This is a genomic window from Actinomadura alba (assembly GCF_014323705.1).
Lineage (GTDB): Bacteria > Actinomycetota > Actinomycetes > Streptosporangiales > Streptosporangiaceae > Actinomadura_C > Actinomadura_C alba.
This window is the reverse complement of record NZ_JABVEC010000006.1, coordinates 90598-111919: the sequence shown is the minus strand read 5'-3', so window position 1 is coordinate 111919 and position 21322 is coordinate 90598. Positions and strand designations below refer to the sequence as shown.

The following is a 21322-nucleotide window of genomic DNA, read 5'->3' as shown; positions in this document are numbered from 1 at the left end:
CCGGAGGCGCGGCCACCATCAGAACCGCGCGGGTTCGGAGTAGTCGCCCCACTCGTCCTTCAGGGCCCCGCAGATCTCGCCGAGGGTGGCCTCGGCCCGCACCGCGTCGAGCATCACCGGGATCATGTTGCCGTCGCCGCGCGCCACCTCGGTCATCCGCGTGAGCGCCGCGGCGACGGCGGCCTGGTCACGGTCGGTCCGGCGGCCGGCCAGCACCTTGTTCTGCTCCCGCTCCACCTCGTGGCTGACCCGCAGGATCTCGAGGGGCTCCTCGATGGTGCCGGTGTGGCAGTTGACGCCGACGATCTTCTTCTCGCCCTTCTCCAGCTGACGCTGGTAGGTGAAGGCGGCCTCGGCGATCTCGGCCATGAACCAACCGTCCTCGATTCCGCGCAGGATGCCGCCGGTCATGGTGCCGTCGGGGCTCATGTCCTTGATCTGGGCGAAGATCTTCTCGGCCTCGGTCTCGAGCCGGTCGGTGAGCGCCTCGATGTACCACGAGCCACCGAGCGGGTCGACGACGTTGACCACCCCGGTCTCCTCCATGATCACCTGCTGGGTGCGCACCGCGATCTCGGCGGCCTTCTCGCTCGGCAGCGCGAGGACCTCGTCGAGCGCGTTGGTGTGCAGCGAGTTCGTGCCGCCGAGGACGGCGGCGAGCGCCTCGATCGCGGTCCGCACCACGTTGTTGTCCGGCTGCTGGGCGGTGAGGGAGACCCCGGCGGTCTGGGTGTGGAACTTCAGCCACAGCGCCTTCTCCGACGTGGCGCCGTAGACGTCCCGCATCCAGCGTGCCCAGATCCGGCGCGCCGCGCGGAACTTGGCGATCTCCTCGAAGAAGTCGATGTGCGCGTCGAAGAAGAACGACAGCCCCGGCGCGAAGGTGTTGATGTCCAGCCCGCGCGACAGGCCGAGCTCCGCGTATCCGAACCCGTCGGCGAGGGTGAAGGCGAGCTCCTGGGCGGCCGTGGAGCCGGCCTCGCGGATGTGGTAGCCCGACACCGACAGCGGCTTGTACGCCGGGATCTCGGCCGCGCAGTACTCCATGAGGTCGCCGATGAGGCGCAGGTGCGGCTCGGGCGGGAAGAGCCACTCCTTCTGCGCGATGTACTCCTTGAAGATGTCGGTCTGCAGCGTGCCGTCGAGGCCGCGCGGCGCCACACCCTGCCGCTCGGCCGCCACGAGGTACATGCAGAAGACCGGCACCGCGGGGCCTGAGATCGTCATCGAGGTGGTGATGTCGCCGAGCGGGATGCCGTCGAAGAGCACCTCCATGTCGGCCGCGGAGTCGATCGCGACGCCGCAGTGCCCGACCTCGCCGAGCGAGCGCGGGTCGTCGGAGTCGCGGCCCATGAGGGTCGGCATGTCGAAAGCGACCGAGAGCCCCCCGCCGCCGGCGCCGAGCAGCATCTTGTAGCGCTCGTTGGTCTGCCGCGCGTTGCCGAAGCCCGAGAACTGCCGGATCGTCCATGCCCGGCCGCGGAACCCGGTGGCGTAGAGCCCACGGGTGTACGGGAACTCCCCGGGCCAGCCGATCCGCTCCATCCGCGGGTCGGCCCCTTCGGGCCCGTAGACGGGGTCCACCTGCAGACCCGAAAGCGTCGTGAAGTCGGCGTCCCGCTTGCGCGCCGCGTCGTGGCGCTCCTGCCAGCGCCGTCTGCCTGCCTCGATCTCCTGCGGGTCCACGGTGGCACCTCCGGGTCGGTCCGTCCCCACCAAATACTAGGACGTCCTAGTATTTAGTCCAACCGCGGAACCGTTTCAGTCCGCTCAAGTCCGTTCAAGGCCGCTCGGCAAGGCCGCTCAGTCCGCGAAGTCCCCCGCCGCCACGCGCAGCGTCCGCAGCACGTCGAAGATCTCCAAGAGCCGCTCGTCGTCGTAGGAGTCGAGCCCGAAGTCGCGTTCCATCAGGGCCGCGGTGGCGCGCTCGACCACCTCACGTCCCTCGTCGGTGATGCCCGCGAGGACACCACGGCCGTCGCGGGGGTTGCGGCGCCGGGTCACGTACCCCTGGCGCTCCAGCCGGTCGATGATGTTGGTGACGCTGGTCGGGTGCACCATCAGCCGTTCACCGATTTTCGAGAGCGGCAGCGCCCCCTCCCGGCTGAAGGTGAGCAGCACCAGCGCCTCGTAGCGGGCGAACGTCAGGTCGTACGGCTTGAGGAGCGCGTCGAGTTCGGCGAGCAGGATCTGCTGGGCCCGCATGATGGAGGTGACGGCGAGCATGGCCGGGGACGCGCCCCACCGGTGCTCCCAGAGGTCCCCGGCACGGGCGATCGGATCGAACGGAAGATTGAGCGGCTTGACCACACGAACACGGTAGCGGTACCGGGGCGTCGGCAAATCGACATATCGACGAGTTCACGCACCGTCGAGCCGTAAATCACCCCATAACAGCAAGGTAACTGCTACGGCGGACGGCGCTCTTCACAACCTTCTGGCCAGCACAAAAGAGAGCTGACAGCCAACGCCAAGCGTGGTTATAGTCGTGATGTCGATGCGTGTTGCGACGGCAAAGATGGGCCTTGACTCGCGTGAGCGAGGGTGGCGCAGGGGGAATTACCGCCATCGGATTCAGCTCTCTTGATTGTCGCAATGGCATGACGATAATGGGGGGTTACATGATCGCGGATGTTTCCACGATCGTGGCCAGAGGCATGGGGATCCGCCGCGGGGGGCGGTGGATTCTGCGCCCAGCGGTCTTCGGCATCACCGGAGGAGTGATCGGCTTCGCCGGTCCGCGGGGCGCGGGGAAGACGTGCCTGCTGTCCACGTTCGCCACTTTGCGCCGTCCACATGTCGGCGCGCTAGAGATTCTCGGTCACGACACCGGGAACCCGGCCGGGCTGCGCGCCGCGCGGGCGCTGCTCGGATACCTTCCGGGCGATTTCGCCTGGGCGGCGGATCTGCGCGTCGGCGACTTCGTCGCCTACGCCGGGTATTACAAGCGCGTGCCCGCGGGCGCCGTCGAGGCGGCGCTCGACCGGTTCGAGCTGCGCGACGTGGCGTCGATGAGTCTGTCGATGCTGCCCGCCGACATGCGGTTGCGCGCCGGGCTGGCCGCGACTTGCGTGCACCGGCCGCGCCTCGTTCTGCTGGACGAGCCGTTCGCCGCCATCGACGGCGGGACCGGCGACAGGACGGAGGACAGGGCCGGCGACAAGACCGGTGAGAAGGCCGTTGACAAGGCGATGGAGCTATGGCCGGTGATCCGGTCGCTGGCGCCGACGGTGCTGGTCACGGCCTCGGCCGCGGACCGGCTCGTCGGCCGGTGCGACCGGATCTTCACGCTGGCCCGGGGGCGGCTGACCGAGCCGGCCGTCGAGACCGGCCCGTCGCACCGCTCGGCCCCGCGACCCGCGCCACCGGTGCGGTCGCGGCGGGCCCCAGGCCGGACGCGTCCGCAGCGGATCGGCGCTGGTGTGTGACCTGGGGCGGGTGCTGCGGCTGGACGCCCGCCGCTCCGCGCTGCTGTTCGCCGTGCCCGTGCTCGCCGCGATCGGGGTGGCCGCCGCGTGGCGAACGCTGATCCCGGGGGTGGCGTACTGGGACGACGCCGTCATGGCGGTGAGCGCCTCGGCGCGGGTGCTGGGGCCCGCCGCCGCGGCGTTCGCGGCCTGGGTCGGCATGCGCGAGCGGCGCCTGGACTATCTGCGCGGCCTCACCGTCCGGTCCCCGGCGACCGGGCCGCTGCTCGACCTGGCGCTGCTGACGGCGACCACTCTCGCGGCCTACGGCCTGGTCACGGTGGTGATCGCCGGTCAGACCGTGCTGCGCGAGGAGGCCGGCCGGCTGCGCCCGCTGGGCCTCCTCGTCGGTGCCGCGACGCTGCTGCTGTACGTGGTGAGCGGATACCTCGCGGGCCGGCTGCTGCCCCGGCCGCTGATCGTGCCCGCGACGGCGGTCGCGGCCGCTCTCTGGGCGTGGCTGCGTCATGACGGTCACTCATGGTGGCGGTTGCTCCCACCGGCCGACCTCGGGCACGTCGAACTCTTCACCTACCCGCGGACCGGAGTGCTGGCCCACCAGGTGCTCTGGTCGCTGAGCCTGAGCACCGCGCTGGTCCTCGGCTATGTGCTGGCGGCGGGCCGCCGGGAGCTCTCGACGCTGCCCCTGGCCGTTCCGCTCGCCACGGCGCTGGTCGTCGCGGCCGTCAGCACGAAGCGCCTGCACGACTACGACGGCGCGGCGGTACTTCCCTCGCCCACCGGGCTGGCCTGCCGGGAGTGGCCGCTCACGGTTTGCGTGCACCCCGCCCTGCGCACCGCCCTGCCATCGCTGGTCGCCGAGGTGACCCCACTGGCGGCACGGCTCACCGGTACCCCTGGTGCGTTCATCCGGGTCGAGCAGCGCCCCGCGCACGAGCCGGTCTCGATCGAGGGCGGCGTCGCCCACATCCATCTCAGCGACCTGGCGAACGGGTACGAGCAGCGGGTCGAGGACGAGATCCGGGGCGGCCTTGTCGACGAGCGGGCGTGCGCCGATCCGCGCCGGGCACGGAGCGCCGCCTACACCCTGATGGTGAACGCGTGGCTGCTCGACCACGAACCGCAGAACGCTCCGGGCACGGCGGCCGCCCGCCGGTTCGCGAGCTGGGACGAACAGCAGCGCCGCGCCTGGCTGCGCCTGCATTTCGCCGACTACCGAAGGTGCGCGCTGGTGGAGTCGCATTTCCGGTAGCCGGCCCGGCGAGAGGCGGTCGAAACGGTGGAGACGTGGACTGGAGCCTGCTGACCTGCGCCCGCAAGGGCCACGTCACTTACGCGCCCGACGAGCCCCGGCTGCGCGGAAGGCTGCGGGCCGGCACACCCGTCGGTGAGGCGTGGCGGTGCCTGCGCTGCGGCGCGTACGTGCACGGCCCGCCGCACGGGTCCGGCCCGGCCGACGAGGCGCCACTGGTCATGCGCGGCAGGCAACTGCGCGACGCCTTCATCATGCGGCTCTTCGCCGTCGAGCGCGCGATCCGCGCACTCATCGTGCTGGCCGCGGCGTACGGCGTCTGGCGGTTCGCACACCACCGGGGCTCCATCCAGCGCATCTTCCAGGAGGACCTGCCGCTGCTGCGCCCGCTGGCCGGCAAGGTCGGCTGGGACCTGGACCACTCCAAGATCGTTATGGGTCTGCGGCATGCCCTCGAGGTGGGAACCGGAACGCTGACCTGGGTCGCGGTCGGCCTGCTCGCTTACGCCGTGGTGGAGTTCATCGAGGCGGTCGGCCTGTGGCTGCTGAAGCGCTGGGGCGAGTACTTCGCGGTGATAGCCACCTCGTTCGGGCTGCCGATCGAGATCTATGAGCTGACGGAGCGCGTCACCGTGGTCCGCCTCGCGGCGTTCGTCGTCAATGTCGTTTTGATCGTCTATATCGTCGTCAGCAAGAGATTGTTCGGTCTGCGCGGTGGTCGGGCGGCGCATGACGCGCAACAGCACAACGCCTCGTTGCTCGCCGTCGAACGCGCCTCACACGAGGCGGATCCGCGGCACGGCACCGCGACGACGTAGGTGAGATGTCCTCTCCACGGGGAATGTCTCTGCCATGGCACGCGTGGATCTGGACGACAACGAGCACAGTGAGCGGGACAGGCCGATGAGCGCTGGAACCGATGAGCGAGACAGAACCGACCACGCCGAGCCCGACAAGGCGCCCCGCCGGCGAAGCGGGCTCGCCATGCTCCTCGTGGTCGCGGTGCTCGTCGCGTTCGTGGCCTTCCAGGTGGTCAATCACTTCGCCGGATGGTTCAGCCTCAACCCCTTCGCCGAGAAGACCAAGGACCGCAGCGGCCCGGTGCTGCTCCAGTCCATCCGCGACCTGTCCCGGTACGAGGCGGCGAGCGGCAATTTCCAGGTGATCGTGGATCTGGAGAAGGACGCGAGATTCCTTCCGAACGCCGTCCGCGGAAAGCGCACCCTGTTCGTCGGGAACGGCAGCGTCGACGCCTATGTCGACTTCTCGAAACTGGCGTCGGGCGCGGTGACGGTGGACCGCGAGCGCACGACCGCGACCATCAAACTGCCGCACGCCCAGCTCGAGCCCACGAACCTGGACTCCTCCAGGAGCTACGTCTACGCCACCCAGCGCGGCCTGACGAACCGGCTCGGCGACTTCTTCGGCGGCAACCCGAACAATCAGCAGCAGCTCTACGTGCTCGCGTCGCAGAAGATCCAGACGGCGGCCACCGAAAGCGGGCTGCGCGAACGGGCCGACAGGAACACGAAGCTCATGCTTGAGAACCTGCTGAAGTCACTCGGCTTCAAGACCGTCAACGTGACCATCGGCTCCGGTCAGTGACCAGGCGGCGGGCCCGCGTCAGCGCGGGCCGTCGTCGGTGACCGCCGAGACGAGTTCCTCGGCGGCCGAGTAGGGATCGCACTCCCCGTCGAGGACCTTCGCGGCGAGCACGTCCAGCCGCCGGTCGCCGTGCAGGTCGCCCATGCGCTCGCGCAACGCGGTGACCGCGATGGCCTCGACCTCGTCGCGGGCCCGGGCCAGCCGGCGCTTCCGGAGGGTCCCCGTGCCCGTCAGCCACGCGCAGTGCTTGTCGAGCGCCTCCATGACCTCGTCGGCGCCCTCGCCCCTGGACGCCACCGTGGTGACGATCGGCGGCCGCCACTCGTCGAGTCCGCGGTCGGCGAGCGCGATCATGTTCCGCAGGTCGCGCACGGTCTGATGAGCGCCGTCCCGGTCGGCCTTGTTGACGACGAAGATGTCGGCGATCTCGAGGATGCCGGCCTTGGCCGCCTGGATCGAGTCGCCCATGCCGGGTGCGACGAGCACGATCGTCGAATCGGCCAGGGAGGCGATCTCGACCTCGGCCTGCCCGACCCCGACGGTCTCGACCAGGATCACATCGCAACCGGCGGCGTCCAGGACTCGGATGGCCTGCGGCGCCGCCCACGCGAGCCCGCCGAGGTGGCCCCGGCTCGCCATCGAGCGGATGAACACCTCCGGATCGGTGGCGTGGTCCTGCATCCGCACGCGGTCACCGAGCAGCGCTCCGCCGGTGAAGGGCGAGGACGGGTCGACCGCGAGCACGCCGACCCGCCTGCCGTGCTTGCGGAACGCCGTGACGAGCGCACCGGTCGAGGTGGACTTGCCGACCCCCGGCGAGCCGGTGAGGCCGATGACCTGGGCCCTGCCGGCCAGCGGGTTCAGCGCGGCCATCACCTCGCGCAGGTGCGGTGAGGCGTTCTCGACCAGGGTGATGAGCCGGGCCAGCGCCCGCGGCGCGCCGTCGCGCGCCCGCGCCACCAGATCATCGACGTCCACGGTCCGCACCAACGACCTCCCTTTGGTCAGGCGCCGGGAACGCGGATGATCAGCGCGTCGCCCTGACCGCCGCCACCGCAGAGGCCGGCCGCGCCGACGCCCCCGCCGCGCCGCTTCAACTCATGCGCGAGGTGCAGCAGGATGCGGGCGCCGGACATGCCGATGGGATGCCCAAGGCTGATCGCGCCACCGTTGACGTTGACCATCTCTGGCCCGACGCCGAGGTCGCGCATCGACTGGACGCCGACCGAGGCGAACGCCTCGTTGATCTCGATGAGGTCGAGGGCGTCGGTGCCGAGGCCCTCCTTGGCCAACGCGTGCTTGATGGCGTTGGCCGGCTGGGACTGCAGCGAGCTGTCCGGACCGGCCACGTTCCCGTGGGCCCCGATCTCGGCCAGCCACCGCCGGGGACCGTCCGCGGACCAGCCGAGCTCCTCGGCCTTGGCCCTGGACATGACCACGACCGCGCAGGCGCCGTCGGAGATCTGGGACGAGGAGCCGGCGGTGATGGTGCCGTCCTCGGCGAACGCCGGGCGCAGCCGGCCGAGCGTCTCGGCCGTCGTGCCCGCCCGTACGCCCTCGTCGGCCGAGAAGACCACGGGCTCGCCGCGCCGCTGGGGGATCTCGACCGGGACGATCTCGTCGGCGAACCGGCCGTCCTCGATCGCCGCCGCGGCGCGCTGGTGCGAGCGGGCGGAGAACTCGTCCTGCTCCTCGCGCGAGATGCCGAGCTTGGCGTTGTAGCGCTCGGTGGACTCGCCCATCGAGACGCCGTCGAAGGCATCGCTCAGCCCGTCGTGGGCCATCGAGTCGAGCACCTCGATGGAGCCGTACTTGAACCCGGCCCGCGACTTGGGCAGCAGGTGCGGGGCATTGGTCATCGACTCCATGCCGCCGGCGACCACGACGTCGAACTCGCCGGCCCTGATCAGCTGATCGGCCAGCGCGATCGCGTCGAGCCCGGACAGGCAGACCTTGTTGATCGTGAGCGACGGCACGCTCATGGGGATGCCGGCCTTGACCGCGGCCTGCCTCGACGGGATCTGCCCGGCTCCGGCCTGGAGCACCTGGCCCATGATCACGTACTCGATCTGGTCACCGCTCACACCCGCGCGCTCCAGTGCCGCCCTGATGGCGATCCCGCCGAGGTCGACGGCGGAGAAGTCCTTGAGCGAGCCGAGCAGCCGCCCGATGGGGGTGCGGGCTCCGGCCACTACCACGGATTTCGACGGCATGCGGGAACCTCCACAATGTTCGGTGGCGACGCCTGCAACCATACCCAGTAGGACCGGGGTCTCCGCGCGGAGGGTTCGGCCGCCGAGCGACTGCGCCTGTACTACTGCGACCTTGGAGGCAGAGACGTGCTGACCCGCATCGACCACATCGGAATCGCCTGCCACGACCTCAACGCGACCGTCGAGTTCTACCGCCGTACGTACGGCTTCACCGACGTCCATGTCGAGGTCAACGAAGAGCAGGGCGTACGCGAGGCCATGCTCAAGATCAACGACACCGGGGACGGCGGCGCGACGTACCTCCAGTTGCTCGAGCCCGTCCGCGAGGACTCCCCGATCGCCAAGTTCCTCGCCAAGAACGGCGAGGGCGTCCACCACATCGCGTTCGGCACCGACGGCGACGTGCAGGACGAGGCCGACGGCATCGCGGCCACCGGCGTCCGTGTGCTCTACGACGTCCCGCGGCGTGGCTCGATGGGGTCGCGCATCACGTTCCTGCACCCGAAGGACTGCCACGGGGTCCTGACCGAGCTGGTCGAGAAGGCCTGACGCGACGCGCCGCCGGATGTCGCCGCCCGCGGCCGGCCGTGGGATCCTGAGACGTACGGAAGCGGAGCGAAGAGGCCGCGAAGAGGCACGGCTTCGGGGGCCGGTGCCCGGCGTCGCCCAAGGCCGCGCCACCACCCGGCAACCCATCGGGCAGGATCGTGACGCGATCGCAATCAGATGGTCACGGAAAGCACTCAACGGCCGTGGGATGTCGGGTTTTACAGTCCTTCGTCGCATTTCTCAGGACGCCACCGGCGGCGCGGAAGCTCTCCTGGTAAACGCCACACATACGGCAAAACACGCAGTGCGTCCAGATGAGCCCCCAACACGGCAGCAGCGGGAGTACGCTGCTGTGGCCGGGATAGGTCTGGGGCCCGCAGGCCCGTACAGTCTGGTGGTCAACCGCTCCCGGAACTACCCGTAGCCGACTCGTCACCTCAGGATTGAGCCCATGCAGTCCGACATCGACGCCCAGCTCAGCAACTTTTTCGAAGACCCGCCCCCAACCGACTTCGACGTGGTGCTTCGCGGGTACGACCGGCACCAGGTCGACGAGCAGATCAAGAAGCTCGACAACGACGTGCGGCAGGCACGCGAGCAGACACAGGCTCTGCAGCGCGAGCTGTCGGATGCTCACAGGCAGCTCCAGGAGCAGGATCGGCCGACCTACTCGGGCCTCGGCGCACGTATCGAGCAGCTTCTGCGGCTCGCCGAGGAGCAGGCGACCGAGCTCGTCCAGGCCGCCCGCTCTGAGGCCAACGAGATCAAGGCCGCCGCCAAGGTCGACGCGGCCGAGCACCGCGCCACCGCCGAGAACGAGGCCGCCGAGCTGCGCGCGACCGCCCAGCGCGAGGGCGACGACATGCTCAACGCGGCCGAGCGGGAAGCCGACGACGTCCGTACTTCGGCCCGCCGCGAGGCCGAGGAGCTCACCTCCACGACCGAGCGCGAGGTAGGCAAGCTCCGCGCCACCGCCGACCACGAGGTGGCGGAGAAGCGGGCCGCCGCCGAGCGTGAGATCGCCAAGCTCCGCACCACCACCGAGCGCGAGGTCGCCCAGCTCCGGGCGTCCACGAAGCGCGAGCGCGACGAGATCCTCACCACCGCCAAGCGCCAGGCCGACGAGATGCGCGCGCAGGCTCAGCGCATCCTCGAGGAGAGCGAGGCGCAGCGGGCCCAGGCCGAGGCCGAGTTCGAGATCCAGCTGGCCACCCGCCGCGAAGAGGCCGACCGGCAGGACGCGGAGCGGCACGCCGCCGCGCAGACCGCCACGCAGAAGCTCGTGGCCGAGGCCGAGCAGCGCGCCGCCTCCGCCGAGCAGCGTGCGGCCAAGGCGACCCAGCAGGCCGACCAGACCCGGCGTGAGGCCGACTCGCACGCCAAGCAGCTCGTCGCCAACGCGCGGAAGAACTCCGACCAGGTCATCGCTGAGGCCAAGAGCCAGGCCGAGCAACTGCTGGCCGACACCAAATCCGAGGCCGACCGCATCCGCACCCAGGCCCAGCGGCAGGTCGACGAGCTCACGCGTCAGCGCGACAGCATCACGACGCACCTCAACCAGCTGCGTCAGCTGATCGGTGGCATGCAGCCGCCACCGATCGGCGGCGACGACGCGCTCGCCCCGCCGGCCGCGAAGCCCGCGCTGCCGGCGCCCGAGCCGAAGGCCGCCGCGGCACCCGCGCCGGCACAGGCCCAGGCACCCGCGCCGAAGCCCGCCGCTCCCGCCGCGTCGGCCGGCGGCGGTGCGGGAGCCGGTGCGAAGAACGCTCCCTCGGCGAAGAAGAAGGACGAAGACGAGGACTGGTGGCAGGAGTGATCCTCGCCTGACGAACTCGCGAAAGTCGGAAAGCCTAGGAGTGGCAATCACCCCTAGGCTTTCTGGCGTCTAAGAGATCGAACACCACCGGCGACGAGGAGGCGGCGTGCCCGAGGACACCGAGCGCGAGAACCAGGCGGAGGCGTCCCGGCCGGCCTCCTCCAACGCCACTGGCGAGTCCGCCGACGGTGCGGCTCCGGACGGCGGCGCGGCCCCGGGTGGCGGTGCGGCTCCGGACGGCGGTGCGGCTCCGGACGGCGGTGCGGCCCCGGACGGCCGCGGGGCCCCGGACCGGACGCCCGCGGAGGCGCGGAGCAACCTTCGCGACTGGATCCGGGTCAGAGCCCGAGAGACGATCCGGAGCGTGGCCGCCCGTCGGGCGCAGGCCAAGAGCAATGCGGAGCCGGGCGACGACGCCGGCCGAGAGGCCGACGGCGAGGCGGCCGGCGGCGGCGAGCCCTCCCCCGAGCCGCCCGCGCCGGCGCCGACGCCCATCCAGATCGCCATTCCGGCCGTACCCGAGCAGCGGATGCATGAGCCGGGCGCCGACCCGCTGACGGACATGGAGGTCCGCAAGCGTGAGGCCGGCGTCGACGAAAGCCTCCCGTTCGGGCGGCCCGGCCAGCCACTGGGCAGAACGCACCCGTTCGTCTTCGGCTTCACCGGCGCGCTCGGGGTCTTCGCCGCCTGGACGCTGATCCAGGCCATCGCGAGCGCCCGCCAGGTGCTGATCCTCATCGTGGTGTCGCTGTTCCTCGCGGTCGGCCTCAACCCCGCCGTCGAGGCCCTGCAGCGCCGCCGCGTGTCCCGGCACTGGGCGGTGGCCATGGTCTTCCTCGCCCTGCTCATGGTGTTCGCCGGCTTCGGCGCCGCCATCGTGCCGCCGCTCACGAACGAGATCACGGCGTTCATCGACCATGTACCGGCCTATATCCAGCAGCTCCAGCAGAACCCCAACATCCGGGACCTCGACCAGCGCTACCAGCTGCTCGGCAAGCTGCAGGAGACGGTGACCAACGCCAACTTCGGCAAGCAGGCGGTGAGCGGCATCGTCGGTGTGGGCCGGGTGGTGGTCGGCGGACTCTTCAGCACGTTCACCGTGCTCATCCTCACGCTCTACTTCCTTGGGTCGCTGCCCACCATCAAGAACTTCTTCTACCGCATGGCGCCCCGCTCGCGGCGGGCCCGGGTGGCGCTGCTGGGCGACGAGATCCTCGTGCGGATCGGCGGCTACGTCGCGGGCACCGTCGCGGTCGCCCTGGTCGCCGGCACGTCGGCCTACGTCTTCCTGCTCATCATGGAAGTGCCGTTCGCGCTGCCGCTGGCGCTCCTGGTCGCGCTCACGGCGTTCATCCCGCTCGTCGGCGCGACGATAGGCGCCTCGCTCGTCTGCGTCGTCGCGTTCTTCGACGGGGTGGCCACGGGGATCATCTGCGTCATCTTCTTCGTCGCGTACCAGCAGATCGAGAACTACGTGATCCACCCGCGCGTCATGAAGCGGGCGGTCGACGTCCACCCGGCGGCGACCATCATCGCCGCCCTCATCGGCGGCACGCTGCTCGGAATCGTGGGCGCGCTGCTCGCGATCCCGACCGCGGCGGCGGTCTCCCTCATCGTCCGCGAGGTCGTCGTCCCCCGCCAGGACACGCTCTGACGGACCGCGAGCCGCCGAGCGAAGCGAGGCGATTCAACACGACTCAACGGGTCCGGCCAGGGCCGAGACGAACTCCGCGACGGCCTGGTTGAACAGCTCAGGCTGCTCGACGGCCGACAGGTGTCCCGCCCGAGGGATGATCATCAGCTCGGCGTTCGGCAGGGCGTCCGTCATGGCGCGGGCGTCGTCCTCGGTGGTGAGCTCGTCCTCGGCTCCCGTGATGACGAGGGTCGGGACCCGCATCCCCCTCAGCACGCCGAACGACTCCGGCCGCGCGGCCATCGCCCGCTGCGCCCACGCCACCGCCCGCGGCGGCGCGGCGCGCACGAGGCCGCGCACCCGCCCGTACACGAGAGCGCGCTGGCGGAACGTGGTGGGGCCGACGAGACGTGGCAGCACCTCGTCGACCAGGACGTTCACGTCGCCGTCGGCGGTGATCTGATCGGCCATGCGCAACCGGGTCCGCCGGACCGGTTCGGGGTCGGCGCCGGCCCTGGTGTCGGCGAGCACCATGCCGAGGATCCGCTCGGGGTGCCGGCGGCAGAGGGCCATCGCGACGTACCCGCCCATCGACAGCCCGCCGATCACCGCCCGCTCGATGCCCTTCGACGTGAGCAGGGCGACCACGTCATCGGCCATGGCGTCGATCGACGGTTCGTCGTCGCCCAGGACCGAGCCGCCGAAGCCGCGGAGATCCGGCGTGATCACCCGGAACCGCGGGACGAGCGCCTCCCGCTGTTCGAGCCACATCGCCGAGGACAGCGGAAAGGCGTGCAGCAGCACGAGGGGGATGCCCTCGCCCACGTCGCGTGCGTTCAGTGCGATGGTCATGCCTCGCCTGCCGTTCGGTCGTCACGCGGAGATCGGTCGGTCATGTACGCCATGGTGGCGGTCGCGGCCCTCTCTCCCGAGGACCGTGGCCGTCTTCGGCCGTACCGGTTTAGAGCCGAATCAGCGTCATCCTGAGGCGGTGTCCCATTCGGTGGGGAGCGGGTACGCCTGGGGCGCCACCCTCTGCACGATCTCGTTCAGCACGATGCGCACGTACGGCTCACCGACCCACAGGTGCTTCGCGTCGTCGACCGCGAGCACCTCGGCCTGCGGAACGCGCTTGAACCGCTCGCGGGCCTCCGGCGGGCGCAGGTAGTCGTCGAGCTCGGGCACGAGCGCGACGACCGGTCGGCCGTCCGCGGCCCACGCGTCGAGGTCCTGGTCGGTCGCGCGCCGCAACGGCGGCGAGAGCAGGATCACGCCCTCGACCAGCGGATCACGGCCCCATTTCAGGGCGAGCTCGGTGCCGAACGACCAGCCGAGCAGCCATGGGCGAGGCAGGTCGTGGTACTCCGTGAACTCCAGCGCGGCGGCGACGTCGAGCCGCTCGGTCTCGCCGTCACCGAACTCGCCCTGACTGGTACCGCGCTCGGAGGTCGTGCCGCGGGTGTTGAACCGGAGCACCGCCACGTCCGCCAGCGCCGGCAGCCGGTAGGAGGCCTTGCGCAGCACATGGCTGTCCATCATGCCGCCGTGCGTCGGCAGGGGATGCAGGCAGACGAGGGTGGCGACGGACGGTCGGTCCGCCGGCACCGCCAGCTCGCCGACCAGTTCCAACCCGTCGGCGGTGTGGAAGGTGATCGGCTCTCGCCGGGCCGGCAGCACCGAACTCGCGCGGATCTCGCCCATGAAAACTGTCTCCTGTCCATAGCCCTGCTGTCCGTGGCGCTGCTGTCGGTCACCTGCCACCGGTCGTCCTGGCGCCCATGCCGCCATCGCGGTCGCAGCGTCAGTAGCGCGGGGCGCCTCGGGACCGCTGGGTCCTCGGCGCCCGCCTGAGCCGGGCCTGCCAGCAGGCGCGGTGCCAGTGCCGCCGGTCGTCGGCGCTGCGCTCGTCGGCCCGCCAGGCGACCATGTGCCCGACACCGGGTGGGATCTCCTGGTCGCAGCCGGGGCAGCGGTAGGGCTTGGTGGCGTTGGCGGGCGGAATCGTACGGATGACCCAGGCCCCGTCGGGCCCCTCCTCGGTGTTCTGGAGCCCACCGGACCATGAGCCGCCGACGGACCGGCGATCCTCGGCGTCGCGGCGATTCTTCCGGGGGCTCATGTCATAAGGGTACGGACGGGGCGTACTTCCCATGTTCCCCAGGTCCGGATCAGCGCAGCGTCCGACCGGCCGTCGCGCACTCCCGAAGCAGCGGGGCGGGCGCCAGCGCCGGCTCGCGCGACTCGGCGTGGAGCGCCTCCAGCACCCGCACGGCCCGGTCGAGGCCGAGGCGGTCGAGGTCGGCGATCGGACCGACCGGGTAGCCGCACCCCAGCGTCATCGCCGCGTCGATCGCGTCTGCGTCGGCGTATCCGGCGTCCATCATGCGTACCGCGTCGCCCAGGTACGGGAAGCGCAGCGCGTCGATGATGAACCCGGCCCGATCGCGGCAGCGCACGGTGGTGATCCCGAGCCGTTCCACCATCGCGACCGCGCGTCGCCGGACCCGCGCGTCGGTGAGCACCGTCGAGACGACCTCGGCCAGGCTCCGTCCCGGCTCGGCGAAGTGCAGGCCCACGACCTCACCCGGCCGGGACGTGGCCGTCGCGAGCTCGATGACCGGAACGGTCTCGGCGGTGGTGGCGAGGATCGCACCGGGCCTGGCGACGCCGTCGAGGGCGGCCATCGCGGAGCGTTTCGCGGCCGGGTCGCCGGTGACGGCCTCGATGACCAGGTCGCACTCCGCCACGGCACCCGGCTCGGATCCGCCGGTGATCCGGCCCAGAGCGGCCGTACGGCCCGCCTGGTCGAGTTCGCCGCCGGCCACCGCGCGATCGAGCGACGCCTCGACGGCCTGCCGGACCGCCTCGGTCCCGCCCGCCTCGGTCGCGACGAACCGCACCCCGCCTCCGGCGCGGGCCACCGTCTCGATCAGCGCCAGGGCCACGGCGCCCGTCCCGGCCACACCGACCAGCGGCCGCTCCGGCACCGCCGCCTCGGACGCGGCCGGCGACGGTGAGCCGACGACGACCGGCGACCCGGGCCCCTCGTAGGTGTGGAAGCCGCGGCCGGTCTTGCGGCCGAGCAGTCCGGCCGTGACGAGGTGGCGCAGCATCGGCGCCGGTGCGTGCCGGCGGTCCCGGGTCTCGCGGTGGATCGCCTCGAGCACGTCCAGCGAGATGTCCAGGCCGATGAGGTCGAGCAGCGTGAAGGGGCCCATCGGCAGCCCGGCACCGGCCTTCATCGCGGTGTCGATGTCCTCGCGGGTGGCATGCCCGGATTCGTACATCCGCACGGCCTGGTTCAGGTAGCCGAACAGCAACCGGTTGGCGATGAACCCGGCGCGGTCGCCGATGGTGACCGGCACCTTGCCGAGCCCGCGGACGAGCTCGGCGACCCTCGCGACGTGGCCGGGCTCGGTGAGGACAGTGCCGATCACCTCGACCAGTCTCATGACCGGCGCCGGGTTGAAGAAGTGGACGCCGACCACCGCCGCCGGGCGGCCGGTGGTGACCGCGATCTCGGTGACCGGCAGCGAGGAGGTGTTGGTGGCGAGCACGGCGTCCGGCCGGCAGACCCGGTCCAGCTCGGCGAAGACGCGGCGCTTGAGCTCCAGCCGCTCCGGCACCGCCTCGATCACCAGGTCGCAGTCGCGCAGGGCCGCGTAGTCGGTGGACAGCGTGATCCGGTCCAGGAGCGCGGCCTGCGCCTCAGGGGTGAGCCTGCCGCGCTTGACGGCACGTCCGGTGGAGCGCTCGAGGTGTCCACGGCCGCTCTCCAGCGCCGCCTCGTTCACCTCGATGCCGACCACATCGCGGCGGCCACCGGCCATCACCTCCGCGATTCCGGCACCCATGGTGCCGAGTCCGACAACTCCGATCTTCTGGAAATCAGCCATGCTCACGTGCTCCCTGTCGCCCCGCCGGTACTTTCAGGAGTCTCCCAGACGGGTCGTCCGAGACGAGCTCTGGTACGAATGACGCGTGCGCTTTGGGATCTTCCTGCCGGCCGGGCAGTTCCCCGGCGAGGAGCACGGTGACGCACTGGCCCGTACGGTCGAGGCCGCGGCGGCCGCCGAGCGTGCCGGGTTCGACGACGTGTGGGTGGCGGAGCACCATTTCATGTCGTACGGCGTCTGTCCCTCCGCCGTGACGCTCGCCGGCTACCTGCTCGGTGCCACGTCACGCATCGAGGTCGGCACAGCGGTGAGCGTCCTGTCCAACCAGCATCCGGTGGCGCTCGCCGAGCAGGCCGCGCTCCTCTCCCTCGTGTCCGGCGGCCGGTTCCGGCTCGGCATCGGGCGTGGCGGCCCCTGGGTCGATCTCGAGGTGTTCGGCACCGGCCTGGAGCGCTTCGAAGAGGGCTTCGCCGAGTCTCTGGACCTGCTGCTCGCCTGGCTGTCGTCCGAGAGGGTCTCGTGGTCCGGTCACGCCTTCCGGTTCCGCGAGGTACCCGTCGTGCCACGACCGACCGCGCCGCCACCGGTCGTCGTGGCGTGCACGTCACCGGGCACCGAGGCCCTCGCCGCCGCACGCGGGCTGCCGATGCTGCTCGGCATGCACATCGGGGACGAGGAGAAGGCCGCCGCGGTCGCCCGGTACGCGGAGATCGGCGGACCGGCGGCGCATATCGCCACCGGCGTGGCCCACGTGGCCGACAGCCGCGAAGAGGCGGTTCGGACCGTGCGCCGGGAGCTGCCGCGCTGGCTCGGCCCCGGGCTGGCCGGATACGTGCCGGTGGACGGACGGCCGACGACACCACGGGATCCGCGGGAGTACGCCCGGCTGCTGTGCGAGCTGCACCCGGTGGGCGCACCCGACGACTGCGCGGCCACCCTCGCGGCGACGGCGGCCGCCACTGGGATCCGGCACGTCATTCTGCTGGTCGACTGCACCGGCTCCCGCGAACGCACCCTCGAGAACATCGCCCGTCTCGGCGCCGAGGTCCTCCCCAAGGTGCGCGATCACCCCGGTCCGTGATCTCGTGGCGTTCACCGCGGAACGCCACGAGATCGCGGAGGTGGGGTCAGCAGTCGCGGAGTTCGGGCGACTGGTTGAGGATCTGCTCGCGTGCCGACACGAAATCGCGATAGCTCCGGCCGTCGGCCGCGGCACCGGGGAAGACGGCGACGCGGTGGCAGTTCTGGAAGGCGAGCTTCACCCCGAAGTAGCGTTCCAGCGTGCCCCGCATGGCATCGCTGGCGAGGACCCGAAGGAGCTGGCCGCGGGCCTGCTCGTTCGGTGGTGGCGTCTGATTGTCCGCGAAATCTCCGCCGTCCACCTGGAGACGGGCCACCAGGCCGCTGATCATCTCCCAGGCGTACGGCAGCGAAGTGCGGATGCACTCGACGAACGCCGCGTCGTCGACCTCACCGTGCTGTGCTTCTTTCAGGAGTTCCGCAGACACGTCGAGGGACATGGGAGCTTCCTTTCGCCGTCCGTCGTACCTCAACTCCTCTGGCGACGGTAATCATCGCGCCTACGAACGTCTAGGTCTGATTAGTGATGAAACGCCCAGCTTGTCCACCATTGGCCTTCATCGTCGCCGAACACGCCACGAGGTCCTGGCGGAGCGGGTGTGCGCGGCCGGGGGCTCACACGGAGCTCACACGGAGCTCACACGACGAGGAGACTGCGTCCCATCAGCACGTCGTCGACATAACTGCCCTCGATGTAGAACTCCTCCGGCAGGACACCCTCGACGGCGAAGCCCGCGGCCTCGTAGAGCCGCCGGGCCCGGGTGTTCACCGAGAGCACCCGGAGCGTGATGCGACGCGCACCCTGGCTGCGGGCCTCCTCGAACACGGCGTCGAGCAGCAGCCGGCCGAGTCCCCGCCCACGCTCGGCGGGGTCGACGGCGAAGCCCTGGATCTGCCGTACGTGGTCACCGCTCGGCAGCGGCACCGGCTGGACCAGCCGGATGAAGCCGAGCAGCCGGCCCCGGCGTTCGGCCACCAGGAACTGTTCCGGCGGATTCGCCAGGTCGAAGAACACCGCGTTCTCGTGCGGACGCGGGCTCACCGCGTTGTCGGGCGACCAGGTGTTGCGATCGAGTTCGGCAAGGCCGCGATCGTCGCTCATCACCGCACGTCGGATCCGCATCTCATCCGATGCGCGGGACTTCCCCGTCAGCGTCCACCTCATGGTCGCACTCCCTCCTCACCTCGCATGAATCGTACGGTGGAGCAGCACCGGGGCGGGCGCGCTGGCTAAGGTGATGGACCGTGCGTCTTGTCATCGCGCGGTGCAGCGTCGACTACGTCGGCCGCCTCACCGCCCACCTCCCCATGGCCCCGCGACTCGTGCTCATCAAGGCGGACGGCTCCGTCTCCGTACACGCGGACGACCGCGCCTTCAAGCCGCTGAACTGGATGAACCCGCCCTGCTCGCTACGCGAGGAGCCGCCGGCGGAGGACAGCGGCGCGATCGCCCGGTGGACGGTCACCCACGGGAAGTCGGGGGAACAGCTCATCCTCACCATCGAGGAGATCCTGCACGACTCCAGCCATGAGCTCGGGCTCGATCCGGGCCTGCGCAAGGACGGCGTCGAAGCGCACCTCCAGGAACTGCTCGCCGAGCACATCACCACGCTCGGCAAGGGCTGGACGCTGATCCGGCGGGAGTATCCGACCCCGATCGGACCGGTCGACATCCTCTGCCGCGACCACAGCAGCGCGACCGTCGCCGTGGAGATCAAGCGGCGTGGCGACATCGACGGCGTCGAGCAGCTCACGCGATATCTGGAGCTGCTCAACCGGGATCCGCTGATCGCCCCGGTGCGGGGGATCTTCGCGGCACAGGTGATCAAACCGCAGGCGAAGGTACTCGCCACGGACCGCGGCATCGACTGCGTCACCCTGGACTACGACAGGCTCCGTGGCATCGAACTCGACGGCACCCTCTTCTGACCGCACACCGTTCCTCGGCCGGGCGCCGGCGTCGGCCGTACCTGACAGAAGGTGGCAGGTACGGCGGGCAGGATGGCGCCCATGAGTGAGAACGCGACGGGGACCTTCGACATCACCGGCTGGGACGAGAAGGCCACCGAAGAACGCACCGGCGCGAAGATGGACCGCGTCATCGTCGGCAAGGTCTTCCAGGGAGACCTGACCGGGACGAGCACCACCGAGTTGCTGTCGGTGCACACCGAGGCGGGGCCCGCCGCCTACGTGGCACTGGAACACTTCGAGGGCACGCTGCACGGCCGTCAGGGGACCTTCGTCCTTCAGCACAGCGCGGGGGCCACCGACGGGGTCCAGTGGTTGAAATGGCAGATCGTGCCCACGTCGGGCACCTCAGAGCTGAAAGGCCTGCGCGGCGAGGGGCAGATCATCGTCGGGCCGGACGGCGGGCACTCCTACACCCTCGGCTACGAGCTGGACTGATCCGCGGTCAGGACGCTCTCGATCCGGCTCCAGGCATGGGACACGTCGATGTCAGGTGACGGTTCGAACACCACGACGCCGTCGCCGAGGTCCAGGGTGACCATCGGGTCGCCCGTGTCGGTCGGCATGGGTTCGAGGGCGTCCACTCCGTACGGTGCTTCGAGCACGCACATCTCCGCCCCATCCGCCTTCGGGTCGAAGATCAGCATGCCTGCGGCCACCCACAGGGCACCGCGTCGCAGCACCGAACCGGCGACCGGCGCGGCGTCGTACGGCAGAGGTCCGCAGAACCGCCCGATCAGGCAGAGGCGCGGTCTGCGGTTGCCGGTCAGCCCCGCGACGATCTCGGCCGGGTCGCCCAGCCCCGGCGGTACGACATAGAACGCCAGCCCCGGCCGGGGACCGTCGAGTTCCCTGCGGAGGTCGCGCAGCGAGGGCTTGCGGCGTACGAGTCGCTCGAACGGCGGCCGGAGGAGCAGCCCGGCAACGAGACAGACCAGGCCGGTGACCCCTGAGGTCAACAGGAGCGACATGCCGGGATCATAGGGGCATCTCGCGCCAGACCGCCATGTGGCACAGGTACCCTGCGGGGAATGCCCCGATCGCTCGATCGGCGCGACCGGCGGGAGAAGGGTCACGATGGGATCGGTGCACGAGTTGCGGGGAAGCCGCGCGAACCTACGGCTCAGCCCGGTGTTCCTCGCGATCCTCGCGGCCACCGTGCTGTGCGGCCTGATCGTCTGGCGCTACGAGAACATCGTGGAGCAGCCGGCCCGGCTCGCGCTGTTCGGGTTCGTGGCCGGGGCCTGGATCGTCTCGCTCTGCCTGCACGAGTTCGGCCACGCCTACTTCGCCTACCGCTCGGGTGACGACAGCATCGCCACCAAGGGCTATCTGACGCTGAACCCGCTGAAGTACGCCGACCCGATCCTGAGCTTCGCGATCCCGGTGCTCTTCATGCTGATCGGCGGAATAGGCCTGCCCGGCGGCGCGATCTGGATCGAGCGCGGAAGGATCCGTGGCCGGCTCAGGCACAGCCTGATCTCGGCTGCGGGACCGCTGGCCAACCTGGCCTTCGCGCTCGCCCTCGCGCTGGCCGTCAACGTCCTCGCCGAGGACGACCACGGGATCTTCTGGTCCGGTCTCGCCTTCCTCACGTTCCTGCAGGTCACCGCGGCGCTGCTCAACCTGCTGCCGATCCCGGGACTGGACGGGTTCGGAATCATCGACCCGTACCTTCCGCGGAAGTGGGCCCAGAAGGCGAACGAGATCGGCGGCTACGCCTTCTTCATCCTGATCGCCCTGCTCTGGTTCGGACCGATCAACGGCGCCTTCTTCGACGCGATCTACTACATCACCGACGCGCTCGGCATCGACCGGCTGCCCATCCAGGTCGGCCACACGCTCTTCCAATTCTGGCGCAACTGATGCCGCACGTACGGCG

22 protein-coding genes are annotated in these 21322 nt (G+C 70.5%); 11 read left to right on the top strand and 11 right to left on the bottom strand.

Annotation, left to right across the window (positions count from 1 at the left end; genetic code table 11):
• Positions 1–18 precede the first annotated feature (18 nt).
• Positions 19–1686: a coenzyme B12-dependent isobutyryl-CoA mutase large subunit gene (gene icmA / locus HKK74_RS10510; RefSeq protein WP_187242946.1), complete on the bottom strand. Its 1668-nt coding sequence runs from the start codon at positions 1684–1686 to the stop codon at positions 19–21.
• A gap of 117 nt (positions 1687–1803) precedes the next feature.
• Entirely contained in the window at positions 1804–2310 is a 507-nt protein-coding gene (locus tag HKK74_RS10505) for a MarR family transcriptional regulator (RefSeq protein ID WP_187242945.1), read from the bottom strand.
• Between the two features lie 311 nt (positions 2311–2621).
• On the opposite strand from HKK74_RS10505, the gene HKK74_RS10500 reads away from it, so the two are divergent.
• The 4 genes from HKK74_RS10500 to HKK74_RS10485 are packed head-to-tail and all read left to right on the top strand — an operon-like array spanning position 2622 to position 6285.
• The gene (locus HKK74_RS10500) at positions 2622–3428 is read left to right on the top strand and encodes an ATP-binding cassette domain-containing protein (RefSeq protein ID WP_187242944.1); all 807 of its coding nucleotides are present in this window, start codon (positions 2622–2624) and stop codon (positions 3426–3428) included.
• Positions 3421–4680 carry a hypothetical protein gene (locus HKK74_RS10495; RefSeq protein WP_187242943.1) on the top strand — a complete coding sequence of 420 codons (1260 nt, stop codon included), beginning with the start codon at positions 3421–3423 and terminating at the stop codon, positions 4678–4680. Before HKK74_RS10500 ends, HKK74_RS10495 begins: the two co-directional genes overlap by 8 nt.
• 35 nt (positions 4681–4715) lie before the next feature.
• Positions 4716–5498, top strand: a complete 783-nt coding sequence (locus HKK74_RS10490; protein ID WP_187242942.1) for a DUF2127 domain-containing protein — start codon at positions 4716–4718, stop codon at positions 5496–5498.
• 34 nt (positions 5499–5532) lie between these two features.
• A complete protein-coding gene (locus tag HKK74_RS10485) occupies positions 5533–6285 on the top strand; it encodes a DUF4230 domain-containing protein (RefSeq protein ID WP_246491416.1) in 753 nt (250 codons plus the stop codon).
• A gap of 18 nt (positions 6286–6303) precedes the next feature.
• Here the strand turns inward: HKK74_RS10485 and meaB are convergent, their stop codons facing one another.
• Together meaB and HKK74_RS10475 are read right to left on the bottom strand one after the other, a co-directional pair.
• On the bottom strand, positions 6304–7263 hold the full coding sequence (meaB, locus tag HKK74_RS10480; RefSeq protein ID WP_187243090.1) for a methylmalonyl Co-A mutase-associated GTPase MeaB: 960 nt from the start codon (positions 7261–7263) through the stop codon (positions 6304–6306).
• Positions 7264–7289: 26 nt separating this feature from the next.
• On the bottom strand, positions 7290–8498 hold the full coding sequence (locus HKK74_RS10475; protein ID WP_222722122.1) for an acetyl-CoA C-acetyltransferase: 1209 nt from the start codon (positions 8496–8498) through the stop codon (positions 7290–7292).
• A 126-nt stretch (positions 8499–8624) separates the two neighbouring features.
• On the opposite strand from HKK74_RS10475, the gene mce reads away from it, so the two are divergent.
• From mce to HKK74_RS10460, 3 genes are all read left to right on the top strand, one after another.
• Positions 8625–9047: a methylmalonyl-CoA epimerase gene (gene mce, locus HKK74_RS10470; RefSeq protein WP_187242941.1), complete on the top strand. Its 423-nt coding sequence runs from the start codon at positions 8625–8627 to the stop codon at positions 9045–9047.
• A 451-nt stretch (positions 9048–9498) separates the two neighbouring features.
• Entirely contained in the window at positions 9499–10863 is a 1365-nt protein-coding gene (locus HKK74_RS10465; protein ID WP_187242940.1) for a DivIVA domain-containing protein, read from the top strand.
• A 106-nt stretch (positions 10864–10969) separates the two neighbouring features.
• Positions 10970–12517, top strand: coding sequence for an AI-2E family transporter (locus tag HKK74_RS10460; protein WP_187242939.1), 1548 nt, complete (start codon positions 10970–10972; stop codon positions 12515–12517).
• Between the two features lie 33 nt (positions 12518–12550).
• On the opposite strand, the gene HKK74_RS10455 is transcribed toward HKK74_RS10460, so the two are convergent.
• From HKK74_RS10455 to HKK74_RS10440, 4 genes are all read right to left on the bottom strand, one after another.
• Positions 12551–13348: an alpha/beta fold hydrolase gene (locus HKK74_RS10455; RefSeq protein WP_187242938.1), complete on the bottom strand. Its 798-nt coding sequence runs from the start codon at positions 13346–13348 to the stop codon at positions 12551–12553.
• 126 nt (positions 13349–13474) lie between these two features.
• Positions 13475–14197, bottom strand: a complete 723-nt coding sequence (locus tag HKK74_RS10450) for an alpha/beta hydrolase (protein ID WP_187242937.1) — start codon at positions 14195–14197, stop codon at positions 13475–13477.
• 100 nt (positions 14198–14297) lie between these two features.
• Positions 14298–14615 (bottom strand): Rv1322 family protein, encoded by a 318-nt coding sequence (locus HKK74_RS10445; RefSeq protein ID WP_187242936.1) that lies wholly within the window; start codon positions 14613–14615, stop codon positions 14298–14300.
• 49 nt (positions 14616–14664) lie between these two features.
• The gene (locus HKK74_RS10440; protein ID WP_222722121.1) at positions 14665–16392 is read right to left on the bottom strand and encodes a 3-hydroxyacyl-CoA dehydrogenase; all 1728 of its coding nucleotides are present in this window, start codon (positions 16390–16392) and stop codon (positions 14665–14667) included.
• Positions 16393–16477: 85 nt separating this feature from the next.
• Between HKK74_RS10440 and HKK74_RS10435 the strand changes: the two genes are divergently transcribed.
• Positions 16478–17473 carry an LLM class flavin-dependent oxidoreductase gene (locus tag HKK74_RS10435; RefSeq protein WP_187242934.1) on the top strand — a complete coding sequence of 332 codons (996 nt, stop codon included), beginning with the start codon at positions 16478–16480 and terminating at the stop codon, positions 17471–17473.
• A gap of 46 nt (positions 17474–17519) precedes the next feature.
• On the opposite strand, the gene HKK74_RS10430 is transcribed toward HKK74_RS10435, so the two are convergent.
• Positions 17520–17912 (bottom strand): SCO5389 family protein, encoded by a 393-nt coding sequence (locus tag HKK74_RS10430; protein ID WP_187242933.1) that lies wholly within the window; start codon positions 17910–17912, stop codon positions 17520–17522.
• Positions 17913–18109: 197 nt separating this feature from the next.
• Positions 18110–18574: a GNAT family N-acetyltransferase gene (locus tag HKK74_RS10425; RefSeq protein WP_246491415.1), complete on the bottom strand. Its 465-nt coding sequence runs from the start codon at positions 18572–18574 to the stop codon at positions 18110–18112.
• Positions 18575–18717: 143 nt separating this feature from the next.
• Here HKK74_RS10425 and nucS point away from each other — a divergent pair, with 143 nt between their 5' ends.
• Entirely contained in the window at positions 18718–19401 is a 684-nt protein-coding gene (gene nucS, locus HKK74_RS10420) for an endonuclease NucS (RefSeq protein ID WP_187242931.1), read from the top strand.
• 81 nt (positions 19402–19482) lie between these two features.
• Positions 19483–19878 (top strand): DUF3224 domain-containing protein, encoded by a 396-nt coding sequence (locus tag HKK74_RS10415; RefSeq protein ID WP_246491414.1) that lies wholly within the window; start codon positions 19483–19485, stop codon positions 19876–19878.
• Here HKK74_RS10415 and HKK74_RS10410 read toward each other — a convergent pair.
• Complete coding sequence (locus HKK74_RS10410; RefSeq protein WP_187242929.1) at positions 19863–20411, bottom strand: hypothetical protein; 549 nt, start codon at positions 20409–20411, stop codon at positions 19863–19865. The genes HKK74_RS10415 and HKK74_RS10410 overlap by 16 nt on opposite strands.
• A gap of 106 nt (positions 20412–20517) precedes the next feature.
• Between HKK74_RS10410 and HKK74_RS10405 the strand changes: the two genes are divergently transcribed.
• On the top strand, positions 20518–21306 hold the full coding sequence (locus HKK74_RS10405) for a site-2 protease family protein (RefSeq protein ID WP_187242928.1): 789 nt from the start codon (positions 20518–20520) through the stop codon (positions 21304–21306).
• The last annotated feature ends 16 nt before the right edge of the window (positions 21307–21322 follow it).